Below are 12,881 nucleotides of genomic sequence, written 5' to 3'. Positions count from 1 at the left end.
TTCAACCCCTATTTATGGGGTAGTGTGCGTCAGACCGTCGACCACGACCAGAACAGTTCGTTCCCGGCGTCGGCTCGTAGTCCGATCAACTTCGACAGGCGCCGGGTGTCGTCGAGGTGGTCGGCGTCGAGGGCGGGCGCCGGAAACTTACTGTCGGACGACGACGGGTCCATCCCGTTGCCCTTTACGGTGAGCGTGACCACCCCGGCGAGCTTCGACACTTCAAGGTAGCCGAGAAGGCCGCGCGTACGCCTTGCGAGCCTGTCGGTGTGCCACACGATCGACCCGGTCGACATTGCCGCGGGCGATGTGGCGGAGAAGTTCGGTGTACGCCGGGCGCTCGACCCCCGACCACGCGCTGACGCTGTTGTCGACCAGTTCATCGACGACTTCGAGGTCGTAAGGCCCGGCGAGCTTATGACAGTTGTCAAGCTGGCGGTTCACACCCGCTTCTTCTTTGCGGTCGAGACTGATCCGTGCGCAAATGACCGCACGCCCGGCCGGGCGGCGTTCTTCTCTGCTGTTCACATGGGAAAGGCATAGGAAAGTTGCCAACTAATTGAGTTCCGCAACCCAGAGGTCGTAGGTTAGAATCCTGCCCCCGCTACCAACGTGATTGAAACCCGGCCAGGGGATCCCCTGGCCGGGATTCTGCATGCCGGTCGAATTCCCCCCCCCCCCCGAGCTCCAGCTAGACGGCTAGCTCAAGCACCGCCTCGCCGACACCAGCCGCGCTCGTCGGGTTCTGGCCGGTGATGAGCTTGCCGTCGACGACGACGTGCTTGGTCATCGGGATCTTGGCGGTGGTGTACTCGCCGGCCTGGCCGCGGAGTTTCTCCTCAAGGCTGAAGGGGACTTCCTCGGTGCGGCGGGCCAGCTTCTCCTCGGTCCAGGAGTAGCCGGTGACGTGGCGGCCTTCGAGAAGCTTGGCGCCGTTGGCGAGGGTGACGTCGAGCAGACCGCACGGGCCGTGGCAGACCGCGGCAACGATCTTGTCGTTGTCGGCAAAGTGGGCGACGGCCTTTTTCACGTCTGCAGCTCCGAAGTCGAACATGGTGCCGTGGCCGCCGATGAGGTAGATGCCGTCGAAGTTCTCGAGGTCGACGTCGGCGATTGCGGGGGTGTCGTCGAGTTGGCTCATGAACTCGGGGTCCGCGTAGCGCTTGTTGGTGCCGCCGAGCTGGATCACCGGGGTTTTTAGGCTCACCGGATCGATGGGCACGGCGCCGCCGTCGACGCTGGCAAGTGTGACCTCGTGGCCGGCTGCGGTGACAACGTCGTAAAAGTGGGTGTACTCGCCGAGCCACATGCCGGTGTGGATGCCGGAGGTGGTGTAGCGGTGGACGCTGGTGGAAAGAGCAAGAATTCTCATTCCGCCATTATGCGTGCGTAACTGCGACGTATAGTCCATGTATGTCACATAACACACCGGTGCGCGGAACGACCCCCGTCGTGGAAACCCTGGGCATCGATATCGTCCCCGAAGCCGAGCGCACCGCGAAACCCTCTGACCTGTTCTGGCCGTGGTTCGCCGCGAATATTTCGGTGTTCGGCATCTCGTACGGCTCGTTCGTGCTCTGGTTCGGGCTGTCGTTCTGGCAAGGCGCACTCGTTACCGCCCTCGGCGTGACGTTTTCGTTCTTCCTCTGCGGGCTCATCGCTGTGGCGGGCAAGCGGGGGTCCGCGCCGACGATGGTGCTCTCGCGGGCAGCGTTCGGAGTGGAGGGGCAGAAGGTGCCGGGCATCGTCTCGTGGCTGACCTCGATTGGCTGGGAGACGTTTTTGTCCATCATGGCGGTGCTGGCCACCACCACGGTGATCCGCGAGCTCGGCGGCAACCCGGGCACCGCCACCAAGGTCATCGCGACCGTGATCGTCGCCGGGCTGATCGTGGCAGCATCGGTGCTGGGCTACCACACGATTATGAAGCTGCAGTCGGTGCTGACCTGGATCACCGGCGCCGTGACCGTGCTGTATATGGCGCTGACCATCCCGCGCATCGACTGGGCCGCGGTCCAATCCATCCCCGCCGGCTCCGCGGGCAGCGTGGTCGGCGCGCTGGTGATGGTGATGACCGGCTTCGGCCTGGGCTGGATCAACATCGCCGCAGACTGGTCGCGCTACCAGCGCCGCGACACCCCGGACTCCGCCATCATCTTCTGGAACACATTCGGCGGCGCTATCGCTCCTGCGATTTTGGTGGTTTTCGGGTTGTTGCTCGCCGCGTCCGACGAGATGCTGGCGGAGGCGATCGCGGACGATCCGATCGGCGCGCTTGCGGTGGTGCTTCCCACCTGGGTGCTCGTGCCGTTTTTGATCACCGCGGTGCTGGCGCTGGTCTCCGGTGCGGTGCTGGGTATTTACTCCTCGGGCCTGACACTTCTGACCTTGGGCATCAATATCCCGCGCCCCGCGGCCGCTGCCATCGACGGTGTGATCCTGACCCTAGGCACTATCTGGGTGGTCTTCTTCGCTGAAAGCTTCCTCGGGCCGTTCCAATCCTTCCTGATCACCCTCGGCGTGCCGCTGGCCAGCTGGGCAGGCATCCTGATTGCGGACATCTACAGCCGTACTCAGGACTACGACGAGCCAGCGCTCTACAGCGCCAAAGGTCGCTACGGCGCCGTCGACTGGGGCTCCATTAGCATCCTCGCAGTCTCTTCGGTGATCGGGTGGGGCTTGGTGGCCAACCTCTTCGCAGAGGAGGCGGCCTGGAACAACTGGCAGGGCTACCTCCTGCCGCTGGTCGGCGAGCACTGGGCAGACGCTAACCTTGGCGTGCTCGTCGCGCTCGTGCTCTCCTTTGTTGTGGCGTGGTTTGCGCGCCGGGGCCGCATCCGCCGGCAGGAGGAGAGCGCGGCTTAGGTCGCCCGGGCCTGCACGGCGGGCTTGTTAGAGCTTGAACAGTACCTGGTTGGTGGCGCCGGCGCGGATGATCGCGCGGGTGGCAATGTCCGCCACGTACAGGTTGCCGGAGAAATCCGGGGCGATGTACGCAGAGCCGAGCTGCTTGACCTGCAGCGGGTTCAACTTCTGGGGCGCGTTGGTAAAGCCCTGGTTCCAGCAGTGGACCTCGGCGGATCCGCCACCGACGCTGACGGCCGGGGCGAGCTGCTCCGGCGGGTTGCACTCCGGCTGCGCCTTGCGTGCGGCGTCGGACACGCAGATGGTTTTCGTGGTGCCCTGGACCTGGTAGATCTCACAGCGGACGTCGCCTGCGGTGTTGGAATAGGCGGCGCTGTTGGCGGATGCGACCGGCGCGAGCGTGGCAGTGGCGGCGATGAGGGTGGCGGTAGTAACAATGGGGGCGGTCTTTGTGATCTGCATGACAGAAGTATTGCAGTTTATGCCCAGCGCTGCACGCCTCCGGGCAAAGATTTCAAAGAAATTCCCAATGTTTCGGCCAGGGCGCCATGCTTATCGACGAATCGCTCCGAACGCACCCCACCCGCGCAATACACAACAACCTCGTCGCCGCGCGAGAACTGCTTAAGCGCCCTCGATACCGCCTCCGGGTCCCGTTCCACCTCGCTGAGCGGCAGGTTTATCCCCGGCACGGGCAGATCTGCGATCGCCTTCTCGTGCGGTTCGCGCACGTCGAGGGAGGGGAGGTGGTGGGCCGTGAGGGCGTCGAAAAGCTCTTGCCCTTCGGTGTTCACGTTGCACGCCTCGGCGTAGGTACCCAGGTGTGTGGCGAGCTCGCGCGCCGGGTCGCGGGTGACGGTGAAGCGGCGGATCGTGGCGGAAAGGGCGTCGTACATGTGCAGCCGGCCCACCTGAACCTCGCCGATGCCGGAGAGGAACTTCAGCGCCTCGGTGGACATGAGCGAGCCGACCACCGATGTGGTCACGCCGAGCACGCCGGCGGTGGCGCAGTCCGGCACGGAATCGGCGTCCGGCTGGGTGGGGTAGAGGTCGCGAAGACCGACCCCGTCCGCGGGCGCGCCGGGGCCGGAGTGCCACAGGGCGATGTCGCCGCGGTAGCGCAGCACCGAACCCCACAACAGCGGCGTGCCGGTGATTTCGGCGGCGTCGGCGGCCATGAACTTGGTGGCAAACGTGTCGGAGCCGTCGATGAGCAGGTCGATGCCGTCGAGCGCCTCGATGAAGTTGTCGGGGCTGAGCCGGTTGTTCACCGCCGTGACCTGGATGTCCGGCTGCAGGGCGCGCAACCGTTCGGCGGCAACGTCGACCTTCCGGCGGCCCACATCTTGCGCGCCGAAGAGGATCTGGCGGTGGATGTTGGTGATGTCCACCGTGTCGTCGTCCCACACCGTGATGTGGCCGACGCCGGTGGCCGCCAGCGTCTGCATGACGGGGCAGCCCAGGCCGCCCGCGCCGATGACTAGCACGTTGGCGTCGTAAAGCCGCTGCTGCTGCTCCGGCCCGAAGCCGGGCAGGTTCATCTGGCGCGCGGTGCGCTTGAGTTCTTGCTCGGGCAGCACTTACAAAACCTCGTCCGCCCAGCTGGCCAGCCCGTCGAAGGTGGAGGATGCCACGGCGTGCTCGCGCTTCGGAATCCGCCCGGCGGCGCGCGCCAATCTGCCGGCCTCCACCGCGTGCCGCATGGCCTGCGCCATCGCCACCGGGTCTTGGCAGCGGTTCACCGCACTCGCCAGCAGCACGCCCGAGCAGCCCAGTTCCATGGCAAGCGATGCGTCGGAGGCGGTGCCCACGCCGGCGTCGATAAGCACTGGCACCTCCGCGCGCGAGCAGATCAGCTCGATGTTGTGCGGGTTGAGGATCCCAAGACCCGTGCCGATCGGCGAGCCCAGCGGCATCACCGCTGCCGCCCCAAGGTCCTCGAGTCGCTTGGCAGCCACCGGGTCGTCGGAGGTGTAGGCCAGCACGGTAAAGCCCTCGTCGACGAGCATCTCGCAGGCGCCCACGGTCTCCACCACGTCGGGCAGCAGCGTGCGGTCGTCCGCGATGACCTCGAGTTTCACCCAATCGGTGCCCAGCGCCTCGCGCGCCAGCTTCGCCGTGATCACCGCGTCGCGCGCGGTGCGGCAGCCGGCGGTGTTCGGCAGCGGCGCGATGTTTAGGCGCTTGAGCAGGTCGAACACGCTCTCGCCGCCGTCAGTTTTGGCGGAGTGGCGGCGCATCGCCACCGTGGTCAGCTCCGTGCCGGAGGCTTCAAGCGCCTGCTCCAGCATGTCAAAGGAGCTCGCCCCGCCCGTGCCCATGATCAGGTGCGAGCCGAACTGTGTTCCGGCAATTTCCAGCACGTTTAGCCTCCTTGCACTGCGGTGAGGATGTCGGCGGCGCAGCCGTCGAGAAGCTTGCGCCCCCACTGCGATCGCGGCACGACCTCGCCGTCGATGGCCACCGCGGTGCCGTCCGCGGGCGCGCCGACCTCATTTACCAGCTCTTCTACCGTCGTGGCGGCGGTGGTGACTGCTTCTCCGTTGAGCGTGATGTTCATGAATGCCTCCTCGGGTCGCACGCGGTCAAGTCTATTGAGGGCTCTTGCCTATCGACGAGCTCCGCCCCTACCCGCGCCCCCAACCCCGCAAGCAGAATCCCGTGCCGGAAGTAGCCGGTGGACACGACCGTGCGCTCGTCGACGCGGCCAAGGTAGGGCAGGTCGTCCGGCGTGCCGGGGCGCGCGCCCGCGGTGGCCTCGACGAAGTCGCACTCTTCCAGCGCCGGGACGAGCTCGATGGCGTCGCGCAACAGCTGGTGGATGCCCTGGACCTGGGGCTGACCGCGACCGTCCTCGCGGGTGGTCGCGCCGATGGTCAGCGTGCCGTCCTGCCTGGGGATGAGGTAGACGGGGCGGTCCTCCACGAACCCCCGGACCACCCGTGTGAGCAGCGGGTACTGGTGCTTGGGCACGCGCACGTGCAGGACGTCTCCGTATACCGGGCGCAGGTCCAAGCCTTCGACGAGCTCTTGGGCGCCGAGACCGTTGGCGACGACGACCTGGTCGGCTTCGTCGAGCTGGTCGAGACAGTCGATGCGGTCGGTGGTGAAGGTGACGCCCGCGGACCGGCAGGCGTCGAGAAGCGCACGCGTGAACAGGCGGGGCTGCACCTGGTGGTCGCCATCGATGCAGACGGCGCCGTTGATGGCGGGGGAGAGCGCCGGCTCGAGCTTCCGGGCCTGGCGCACGGTGAGCTTGTCCACCGCCATGCCGTGCCGGGACTGGTACTCGGTGAGTTCATCCAGGTGGGTCTTGTCCGCGATGTCGCGCGCGACGACGAGGGTGCCGTCCGTGCGGTAACCCGTGGGCAGGTCCGTGTACTTCGCGGTGAGTGTGATCAGGTCCGGGTACCACTCGGCGGAGGCGCGCATCAGCGGGAAAAGCGGATCCTGCTTGTACACCACCTCGGCGGTCGGGGCGAGCATCCCGCCCGCGTGGTGGGAGGCACCGGAGGCGGGCTCGGGGTCGTGGACCGTGACCGTGTGGCCGCGGTCCGCGAGCATAAGAGCGGTGGTCAAACCGATAATTCCTGCGCCGACGACCGAGATAATCACTCTTCAGAGGGTAGCGCGTTTTCGGCGGTGATTCCGGGAATTTCGATACCGTGGCAGGTGAACGTGTGAGAGTCGAGATTCAAGGAGAGTGCAAATGTTCATCCGATCCCGCGAAGACGTAGAAACCGTCGAATGGGGCGGCGGCACCAGCGAACGCCTGCTCACCGCTCGCGACGACATGGGGTTCGCCGTCGCCCACACCGTGGTCCGCGCCGGCACCGAATCCAAGCTGGAATACCGCAACCATCTCGAGGCCTGCTACTGCATCGCCGGATCCGGCGAGGTCGAGGACACCGACGGCAACGTCTACCCGATTACCCCGGGCACCATCTACGTGCTGGACAAGCACGACCCGCACTACCTGCGCGGCGGCAAGGACGAGGACCTCGTGCTGGTGTCCGTGTTCAACCCGGCGATTACCGGCGACGAGGTGCACGAACTGACCGGCGACGGGTTCAGCTCGTACTAACTCGTGGCTGCGTGGGCCTGGGCACCGCGGTCGAACTCGGCGACAACGCGCTCGCAGTACGCCTTCGCGTCGCCGGCGTGCATGATGCCGCGCACGATGGCCAGCCCGTCCACGCCTGCCCGCGCTAGGTCGTAGGCGTCGTCGGCGGTGATGTCGCCGATGGCCACCAGCGGCAGCTCTGACGCCGCGACCAGTTCCGGGTAGCCGTCCAGCCCGATCGGGGCGCGGCCGGAATCCTTCGTGGGCGTGGCGCGAAACGGCCCGCAGCCGATGTAATCGATGACGCCCTTGTACTCGTTGGCGGCTTGGACCAGCTCCAGGGTGCCGGTGGTCAGGCCGATGATCGCGTTCGGGCCAAGCAGCTCGCGCACCACCCGCACGTCCAGGTCGTCCTGGCCGACGTGGACGCCGGAGATGCCCTGGTTGCGGAGGGCGGCGGCGACGTCGGCGCGGTCGTCGATAAGCACATGTGTCCGTGGGTTGACGGAGTGGACCGCTTTGGCGACGGCGCGGGAGAGCGCGTAGAGCTCGCGGGCGGTGATCGGCTTCGAGCGGACCTGGATCACGCCCGCGCCACCGGCCGCAGCCTGGCGGGCGCGCTCCACGACGTCCGGGCCCTGACCAGTGACGAAGTAACAGCGCAGATCAAGCGGACTAGTCACGAAGGGCCTCGATCAGCTCGTCTTTGGTCATCTCGGAGCGGCCCTCGATGTCGAGCTCCTGGGCGCGGGCGTACAGCTCGTCTTTGGTCCAGTCCTCGTAGGAGCCGGACTCGCCGCCGCGTTCGCCGACTGCGGAGCGGCCGTCGCGCGCCGCGGCGTTCGCGATGGCGGCTGCCTTGGACTTGGAGTTGCCCTCGCGCAGCAGGGCCTCGTAGAGCTCGGGATCCTTGATCGAATCAGCCATGGCCGCCAGCCTATGCGTTTTCGAGGTCCAGGTGGGGCGGGTTGCGGGCGGTGATTTGCGGATCTGCTAGTTGCTCGAAAACGGAACTAGCAGATGGCGCTGTTGCTGGGGTTCAGTTCCAATATCACCTGGGGAAACGTAAAGTTGGACACTTGATCTGCTAGTTGCCCAAAAACGGAACTAGCAGATCCGCGCGGGGGCTGGAGGGGCACCCGGCAGAAGGGATCCCTAGACCGTCATCGGGCCGGTGCGGGTGGGGTGTCCCAGCGGTTCCACGTGCACGATCGTCTCCGCGCCGCCGAGGGCTTCGGCCACGCCGACCTCCACCTCGTCGGCGCGGTCGTGGGCGCGGTCGACCGTCCAGTCGCCGGGGACCTGCATGACCAGGTTGACCATGCGCTCGCGGCCGGCGGCGGTGGTGCGCACGGAGGTGAACTTCACGCCGTTGGCGGCGGCGTACTCGTCTAGGTAGGCGTGGACGATCTGGTTTTCTTCCTTCGGCAGCGACTCCGCCAGCAGCCCCAGGATTGCGCCTTTGAGCAGCTTGTAGCCGGTGAACATGATGTTCGCGCCCACGACCAGCGCCACGATCGGGTCGAGGGGCTGCCAGCCGGTCAGCCACACCAGCGCCATACCGACGATGACGCCGACGGTGGTCCAAACGTCGGTAAGCAAATGGTGCCCGTCGGCATCCAACGTGGTGGAGCGGTACTTCTTGCCCGCACGGATGAGCGCCACGCCGACGGCGCCATTGAGGATGGTGGCCACGACGGAAAATGCCAAGCCGATGCCAAGCTGCTCCACCGGCACGGGGTGGATCAGCCGGTCCACGGCGGTGACGATGATGGCCACCGACGCCAGCAGAATCAGCGAGCCCTCCACCTGGGCAGAGAAATATTCGGCGCGGGCGTGGCCGAAGTGGTGGTTGGCGTCCGCGGGCTTGGCCGACAGCTTCAGCGCCCACAAACCCACCGCGGCAGCAATGAGGTTGATGCCAGATTCGATGGCGTCTGAAAGAAAGCCCACAGAGCCCGTCACCCAGGCGGCAGTCACTTTCAACACAATGGTCAGCACCGCTGCGGCGATGGAAAGCCACATGAATCGCTCGAGGAGTTTTTGCTCGGTGTTTTCCACGGTTTTCATCCCTCTCACACCCGCGTTGCAGAGGCTGAGCCTAGCAAATCGGTACCGTGGTGCGGACAGGCCATCAAACTCTCGATAAAACTTGAGGAAGGTTTTCACTATGGGACGTTGGGTCGTCGCAATCGCCGGCGCCGTCGTTGGCGCGCTGTTTTTCGGTTGGCTGCTGCAGATGCTGGGGGTGACAGGGATCCTCTACACCATCGGAGTGCTGGTGGGATCCGCCGCCACGTCCTCTCTCGCCGGCACGCTGATCAAGCCTGGCCGTTAACTCTGCCAAGAATCTAGTTAGGACCTAGTTAGGACCAAGCATGGCGCGTACACGCCGTTTGCAATCGCAGCGGCGAGAGCGACACGCTTGTCGACGACCGCAGGTCCGACCAGTAGCAGGTTAACCTGCAACGATGCGGCTTGAGCCCCTAGCGGGCCAGCCGCATTTTTCTGTGCGGGACGCCGGTGTCGAGGAACTCGTCGCCCTCGGCGACAAGCCCGAACTGCTCGTAGTAGCCCACCAGGCCGGATTGGGCCTCCACGATGAGGTCGCCGTCGAAGCGCTCGGTGTATTCGATGCCGGTGCGCACGATCTGCGGGCCGAGGCCGGACCCGCGGAAATCGGGATGGACCACAAACCGGCCGAAGCGCGAGCCGTCCTCGGTGGGGAAGACGCGGGCGCAGCCGGCCAACGTCTCGCCGTCGAAGGCGAGGATGTGGCGGGTCTCAGGGGCGGCGTCCTGGTCGTCGATCTCCTTGAAGGGGCAGTTCTGCTCGGCCACGAAGACGTCCACACGCAGCTTGTACAGCTGGTGGACCTGCATGGGTGTCATCTCATGCAGTGATTTGAGGCTGATCATATTTCGGCTCAATCCTTCCCGTCTTGCCGTAGGAGAGGTGGCGGTGTGCCCACTCGAACGGGCCTTGCTTGCCCGCCCGGTCCAGCACCACCGCCAGCAGCAGGCTAATCAACCACACCACAAAACCGATGATGAGCTTGCCGGTGACCGAGGCGTCCAGGCCGATGCCCAAAAACGCCGGGGTGCAAATCGCGATGAAGAGGAACGACTGCGCGAGATACCCCGACATGGAGCGCTTGCCCAGCGCCACGAACGCGCGCGCCCAACCCGGGACCTGGTTGTTCAGCTCGTCTGTGGCCAGCGCGAGCAGCGCCAGGATACCCGGGCCGCTGAGGTAGCCGAGCGCCTGGTTGAGCACGAACAGCGGCAGCTCCCACTCGTCCGGCAGCACGCCCGCGGCGGCTAAGCCCCAGGGCAGGCCGACGCAGAGGATGACCAGCCCGGTGATGATGCTCCAGGTGATGAGGGTGCGGCGGTGCGCGTGGACGTCGGTAAGCACACGCTCCCTCGCCCACACGTAGCCGATGATGGCAAGCGATAACAGCTGCAGCACCGCAAACGGCTGCGCGACCAGCTGCCCGAGTGCCATGTCCAGGTTGAACGAGAAGTACGCCCCGAAGGTGTCGAAGGTGGCGGTGGGTTCGGACTGGTTGAAGCCGCCGGAGGCGTCAAAGTAGAACGACGCGATACCGCCGGCGACGCCGAGGGCCGTGAACAGGCCGAGGATGGTGTAGGCGATGATGCGCAGCGTCTTCGAACTCAGCGTGAGCATCGCCGCGAGGAAGATGCCCACCAGCCCGTAGGTGAGCATGATGTCGCCGTAGAACAGCAGGAACATGTGCGCCACACCGAACAGCGCGAGCGCGCCGTAGCGGCGGTACAGCACGCGCCGGGCCTGCTTGGCGGGGTAGTGCTTGCGGTACAGGCTGGCCGCGACCAGGCCGAAGCCGAAGCCCAGCAGCGTGGAGAACATCGGCAGGCCGCGCACGTGGATGAACATCGCGGCGAACACCGCGCCGATCTGGTCGATCACGCTATCCGGGCGCACGCCGCCGACGGACCAGCCCACCCGGGACTGGTCCTCCGACCAGTCGTTGATCACCCACCCCTGGGCGGCGTTGGCCATCGCGATGCCCAACAGGGCGGTGCCCCGCGCGAGGTCCGGGACGATCAGGCGGGGGCGTTGCTGCGTGGGTTGCTGCGGTGGTTGGTGCTGTTCGGTGTTGGCGGCTTCGTGCATGCGCTCAAGGTACCGCCTCAGGCCCGCATGAGCCACGTTTGCGGTTACTGGCCCGCGGAGGAAAAGGATGTGGTTGAATGTCTCTGTTGATACTCATGTTGCCAATGTGATTGGGGTTGCTATGCGTCGCTCGACCGCCGCCCGCCTGCTTACCGCCGCTTTTCTGATTGCCACCTCGGCGGCTATCGGCAGCCCCGCGGCGCACGCCCAACAGGCGGAGGCGCCGGTGGGCGACCTGCTCAACTACGTGTGGCGCACCGACCCGGTTTCCAAAGCCCTGGCCGGAAAGCCCATGGCGGACAAGGTCCTGCACCGCGTCCCCGGCTCCTTCTTCGACGCCCCGCGCACCCCGGCGGAATCCGATGAGGCGATGCGGCGCGGCCGCGCGCTCTATGGACCGAGCACCCCGCTCTACGTCGGCTCCGAGCCCGGCAAGGAAGTCATGTGCACCACCACGGCGGCCGGCTACAACGACCGCGGCGAGAAAATCGCCGTCACCGCCGGCCACTGCGGCAACGTCGGCGACGCCGTGCGCTCCGCGGACTCCTGGCAGCTCGGCCGCACCGGCACCATCACACACGTCAACCGCGAGCTGGATTACGCCGTAATCACGCTCGCCGACAACACCGAGGTCACCCGCTCCTACAACGGTGTGACCGTCAACCACCTGGGCGGCGCACCGGTGAAGCCGGGCGGCGTGGTGTGCAAGACCGGCGTGGCCTCCGGCACCACCTGCGGCCACACCTACACCGATTGGGAGCAGCGCAACACCAACCAGGTCTGCGCCATGCAGGGCGACTCGGGTGCGCCGTTGATGGTGGGCGACCGCGTGATCGGCATGATCAACGGCGGCATTTGGGGTCCGCCGTTCAACGTGGCCTGCCGCACCCCGCTGCAGGGCCCGCTGCACGCGCCGACGGGTGCGCTGCGCATGGACGCCGTGCTCGGCGACATCCCGGGCGGGTTCCGCCTGCCGTAGCCCGGGCAACTAGCCGCGCAGGTGCTCGGCGATCTCGTCCACGATCCGCGGGTTGCCGGCAACGCACCAAGTCACGCCACCGGCGTCGACCTTGATGCAGCGCCCGCCGACGGCCTCGACCAGCGCCTTGCCCGGCAACCAATCCCAATCCGGTACGGTGTGCTGCAGCCACGCGCCCATCTGCCCGGACGCGAGATTCGACAGGTCAATAGAACCGGCGCCCATCATGCGCATCGTCGCCGCGCCGGAAATCACGCGCAGCCACGCCTCGCGCACATCGTCGTTTGCCATGAAGGTGGGGTGCAGGTAGGTCACCACAGCGCTTTCGCCTAGCGACGACTCCGCCAACCCCTCAAGCTCCACCCCGTCACGCGTGGCCACGCCGTCCGCCGCGACCCACGTGGTGTCCGTAGCAGGGCGGTGCACGGCGCCGATGGCCGGGGTGTGGGCGGAGTTGTCGTCGGTAAGCGCGAGCGCAGAGCAGAAGTAGTCCGAGCCCTGGGAGAAGTTGTAGGTGCCGTCCACCGGGTCGATCACCCACGTGCGGCCGGTGGCGGACGGGCGGGAAGCGCCTTCCTCGCCGATCACGCCGTCGTCGCCGCGCAGCGCCTGAAGCGCCTCGGCGACGAAGCGCTCCGCGGTGCGGTCGGCTTCCGTGACCACGTCGGAGACGGAGGTTTTCACCTCCGCGTCCAGGCCGTTCGCGCGCATGCGCAGCGCCAGCTGGCCGGCATGCTGCACGAGCGCGGCTGCGAGCTCGGCGTCGGAATCGTTGCGGTGGTCAGAAATAAACTGCTGCGTATCGGTCACGCAGCC

The 12,881-nt window shown here is 66.4% G+C and carries 18 protein-coding genes; 4 read left to right on the top strand and 14 right to left on the bottom strand.

The genetic code is table 11. The features are described 5' to 3' along the window. Window positions 1–29 precede the first annotated feature (29 nt). The 3 genes from O5O53_RS00190 to O5O53_RS00180 form a co-directional block, all read right to left on the bottom strand. Window positions 30–221, bottom strand: coding sequence for a hypothetical protein (locus O5O53_RS00190; protein ID WP_269507727.1), 192 nt, complete (start codon window positions 219–221; stop codon window positions 30–32). Between the two features lies 1 nt (window position 222). Beyond that, window positions 223–444: a recombinase family protein gene (locus tag O5O53_RS11650; protein ID WP_367616710.1), complete on the bottom strand. Its 222-nt coding sequence runs from the start codon at window positions 442–444 to the stop codon at window positions 223–225. Between the two features lie 247 nt (window positions 445–691). Further along, window positions 692–1,372 (bottom strand): type 1 glutamine amidotransferase domain-containing protein, encoded by a 681-nt coding sequence (locus O5O53_RS00180; protein WP_269507720.1) that lies wholly within the window; start codon window positions 1,370–1,372, stop codon window positions 692–694. Between the two features lie 41 nt (window positions 1,373–1,413). On the opposite strand from O5O53_RS00180, the gene O5O53_RS00175 reads away from it, so the two are divergent. Beyond that, window positions 1,414–2,865, top strand: coding sequence for a purine-cytosine permease family protein (locus O5O53_RS00175; RefSeq protein ID WP_269507718.1), 1,452 nt, complete (start codon window positions 1,414–1,416; stop codon window positions 2,863–2,865). Between the two features lie 27 nt (window positions 2,866–2,892). On the opposite strand, the gene O5O53_RS00170 is transcribed toward O5O53_RS00175, so the two are convergent. The 5 genes from O5O53_RS00170 to thiO are packed head-to-tail and all read right to left on the bottom strand — an operon-like array spanning window position 2,893 to window position 6,480. Beyond that, complete coding sequence (locus tag O5O53_RS00170) at window positions 2,893–3,327, bottom strand: hypothetical protein (protein ID WP_269507715.1); 435 nt, start codon at window positions 3,325–3,327, stop codon at window positions 2,893–2,895. Window positions 3,328–3,344: 17 nt separating this feature from the next. Continuing rightward, the gene (locus O5O53_RS00165) at window positions 3,345–4,445 is read right to left on the bottom strand and encodes a ThiF family adenylyltransferase (protein WP_269507713.1); all 1,101 of its coding nucleotides are present in this window, start codon (window positions 4,443–4,445) and stop codon (window positions 3,345–3,347) included. Then, window positions 4,446–5,228, bottom strand: a complete 783-nt coding sequence (locus O5O53_RS00160) for a thiazole synthase (RefSeq protein WP_269507711.1) — start codon at window positions 5,226–5,228, stop codon at window positions 4,446–4,448. Between the two features lie 2 nt (window positions 5,229–5,230). Continuing rightward, window positions 5,231–5,425 (bottom strand): sulfur carrier protein ThiS, encoded by a 195-nt coding sequence (thiS, locus tag O5O53_RS00155; protein ID WP_269507709.1) that lies wholly within the window; start codon window positions 5,423–5,425, stop codon window positions 5,231–5,233. Then, complete coding sequence (gene thiO, locus O5O53_RS00150) at window positions 5,422–6,480, bottom strand: glycine oxidase ThiO (RefSeq protein WP_269507706.1); 1,059 nt, start codon at window positions 6,478–6,480, stop codon at window positions 5,422–5,424. The genes thiS and thiO overlap by 4 nt, the downstream gene beginning before the upstream one ends. A 94-nt stretch (window positions 6,481–6,574) precedes the next feature. On the opposite strand from thiO, the gene O5O53_RS00145 reads away from it, so the two are divergent. After that, window positions 6,575–6,949: an ectoine synthase gene (locus O5O53_RS00145; protein WP_168684649.1), complete on the top strand. Its 375-nt coding sequence runs from the start codon at window positions 6,575–6,577 to the stop codon at window positions 6,947–6,949. Here O5O53_RS00145 and O5O53_RS00140 read toward each other — a convergent pair. The 3 genes from O5O53_RS00140 to O5O53_RS00130 all read right to left on the bottom strand — a co-directional run bounded on the left by O5O53_RS00140 (window position 6,946) and on the right by O5O53_RS00130 (window position 8,953). Then, complete coding sequence (locus O5O53_RS00140; RefSeq protein WP_269507703.1) at window positions 6,946–7,611, bottom strand: thiamine phosphate synthase; 666 nt, start codon at window positions 7,609–7,611, stop codon at window positions 6,946–6,948. The genes O5O53_RS00145 and O5O53_RS00140 overlap by 4 nt on opposite strands. Continuing rightward, window positions 7,604–7,855 (bottom strand): DUF7218 family protein, encoded by a 252-nt coding sequence (locus O5O53_RS00135; RefSeq protein ID WP_034997609.1) that lies wholly within the window; start codon window positions 7,853–7,855, stop codon window positions 7,604–7,606. Before O5O53_RS00135 ends, O5O53_RS00140 begins: the two co-directional genes overlap by 8 nt. Window positions 7,856–8,083: 228 nt before the next feature. Further along, the gene (locus O5O53_RS00130; RefSeq protein ID WP_437177830.1) at window positions 8,084–8,953 is read right to left on the bottom strand and encodes a cation diffusion facilitator family transporter; all 870 of its coding nucleotides are present in this window, start codon (window positions 8,951–8,953) and stop codon (window positions 8,084–8,086) included. Window positions 8,954–9,098: 145 nt separating this feature from the next. On the opposite strand from O5O53_RS00130, the gene O5O53_RS00125 reads away from it, so the two are divergent. After that, a complete protein-coding gene (locus tag O5O53_RS00125) occupies window positions 9,099–9,266 on the top strand; it encodes a glycerol dehydrogenase (protein WP_269507698.1) in 168 nt (55 codons plus the stop codon). 148 nt (window positions 9,267–9,414) lie between these two features. Here O5O53_RS00125 and O5O53_RS00120 read toward each other — a convergent pair whose 3' ends face one another. Further along, window positions 9,415–9,846 (bottom strand): GNAT family N-acetyltransferase, encoded by a 432-nt coding sequence (locus tag O5O53_RS00120; protein ID WP_239357313.1) that lies wholly within the window; start codon window positions 9,844–9,846, stop codon window positions 9,415–9,417. Beyond that, window positions 9,821–11,086, bottom strand: a complete 1,266-nt coding sequence (locus tag O5O53_RS00115) for a DUF418 domain-containing protein (RefSeq protein WP_269507695.1) — start codon at window positions 11,084–11,086, stop codon at window positions 9,821–9,823. The genes O5O53_RS00120 and O5O53_RS00115 overlap by 26 nt, the downstream gene beginning before the upstream one ends. A gap of 121 nt (window positions 11,087–11,207) precedes the next feature. Here O5O53_RS00115 and O5O53_RS00110 point away from each other — a divergent pair, with 121 nt between their 5' ends. Then, the gene (locus O5O53_RS00110) at window positions 11,208–12,065 is read left to right on the top strand and encodes a chymotrypsin family serine protease (protein WP_269507693.1); all 858 of its coding nucleotides are present in this window, start codon (window positions 11,208–11,210) and stop codon (window positions 12,063–12,065) included. A 9-nt stretch (window positions 12,066–12,074) separates the two neighbouring features. On the opposite strand, the gene O5O53_RS00105 is transcribed toward O5O53_RS00110, so the two are convergent. Further along, window positions 12,075–12,875 (bottom strand): inositol monophosphatase family protein, encoded by an 801-nt coding sequence (locus O5O53_RS00105; protein WP_269507690.1) that lies wholly within the window; start codon window positions 12,873–12,875, stop codon window positions 12,075–12,077. Window positions 12,876–12,881 lie beyond the last annotated feature (6 nt).

Origin of the sequence: Corynebacterium faecium, assembly GCF_027257105.1 — a bacterium.
Taxonomy (GTDB): domain Bacteria; phylum Actinomycetota; class Actinomycetes; order Mycobacteriales; family Mycobacteriaceae; genus Corynebacterium; species Corynebacterium lehmanniae.
This window is presented reverse-complemented; position numbering and strand designations above follow the sequence as displayed.

Excerpts from the sequence above, each read along its gene's own strand:
- O5O53_RS00175 (WP_269507718.1), top strand. The coding sequence starts at position 1,414 with ATGTCACATAACACACCGGTGCGCGGAACGACCCCCGTCGTGGAAACC.
- O5O53_RS00115 (WP_269507695.1), bottom strand. The coding sequence starts at position 11,086 with ATGCACGAAGCCGCCAACACCGAACAGCACCAACCACCGCAGCAACCC.
- O5O53_RS00110 (WP_269507693.1), top strand. The coding sequence starts at position 11,208 with ATGCGTCGCTCGACCGCCGCCCGCCTGCTTACCGCCGCTTTTCTGATT.
- O5O53_RS00170 (WP_269507715.1), bottom strand. The coding sequence starts at position 3,327 with ATGCAGATCACAAAGACCGCCCCCATTGTTACTACCGCCACCCTCATC.
- thiS (WP_269507709.1), bottom strand. The coding sequence starts at position 5,425 with ATGAACATCACGCTCAACGGAGAAGCAGTCACCACCGCCGCCACGACG.
- O5O53_RS00130 (WP_437177830.1), bottom strand. The coding sequence starts at position 8,953 with ATGTGGCTTTCCATCGCCGCAGCGGTGCTGACCATTGTGTTGAAAGTG.
- O5O53_RS00180 (WP_269507720.1), bottom strand. The coding sequence starts at position 1,372 with ATGAGAATTCTTGCTCTTTCCACCAGCGTCCACCGCTACACCACCTCC.
- O5O53_RS00125 (WP_269507698.1), top strand. The coding sequence starts at position 9,099 with ATGGGACGTTGGGTCGTCGCAATCGCCGGCGCCGTCGTTGGCGCGCTG.
- O5O53_RS00135 (WP_034997609.1), bottom strand. The coding sequence starts at position 7,855 with ATGGCTGATTCGATCAAGGATCCCGAGCTCTACGAGGCCCTGCTGCGC.
- O5O53_RS00145 (WP_168684649.1), top strand. The coding sequence starts at position 6,575 with ATGTTCATCCGATCCCGCGAAGACGTAGAAACCGTCGAATGGGGCGGC.
- O5O53_RS00120 (WP_239357313.1), bottom strand. The coding sequence starts at position 9,846 with ATGATCAGCCTCAAATCACTGCATGAGATGACACCCATGCAGGTCCAC.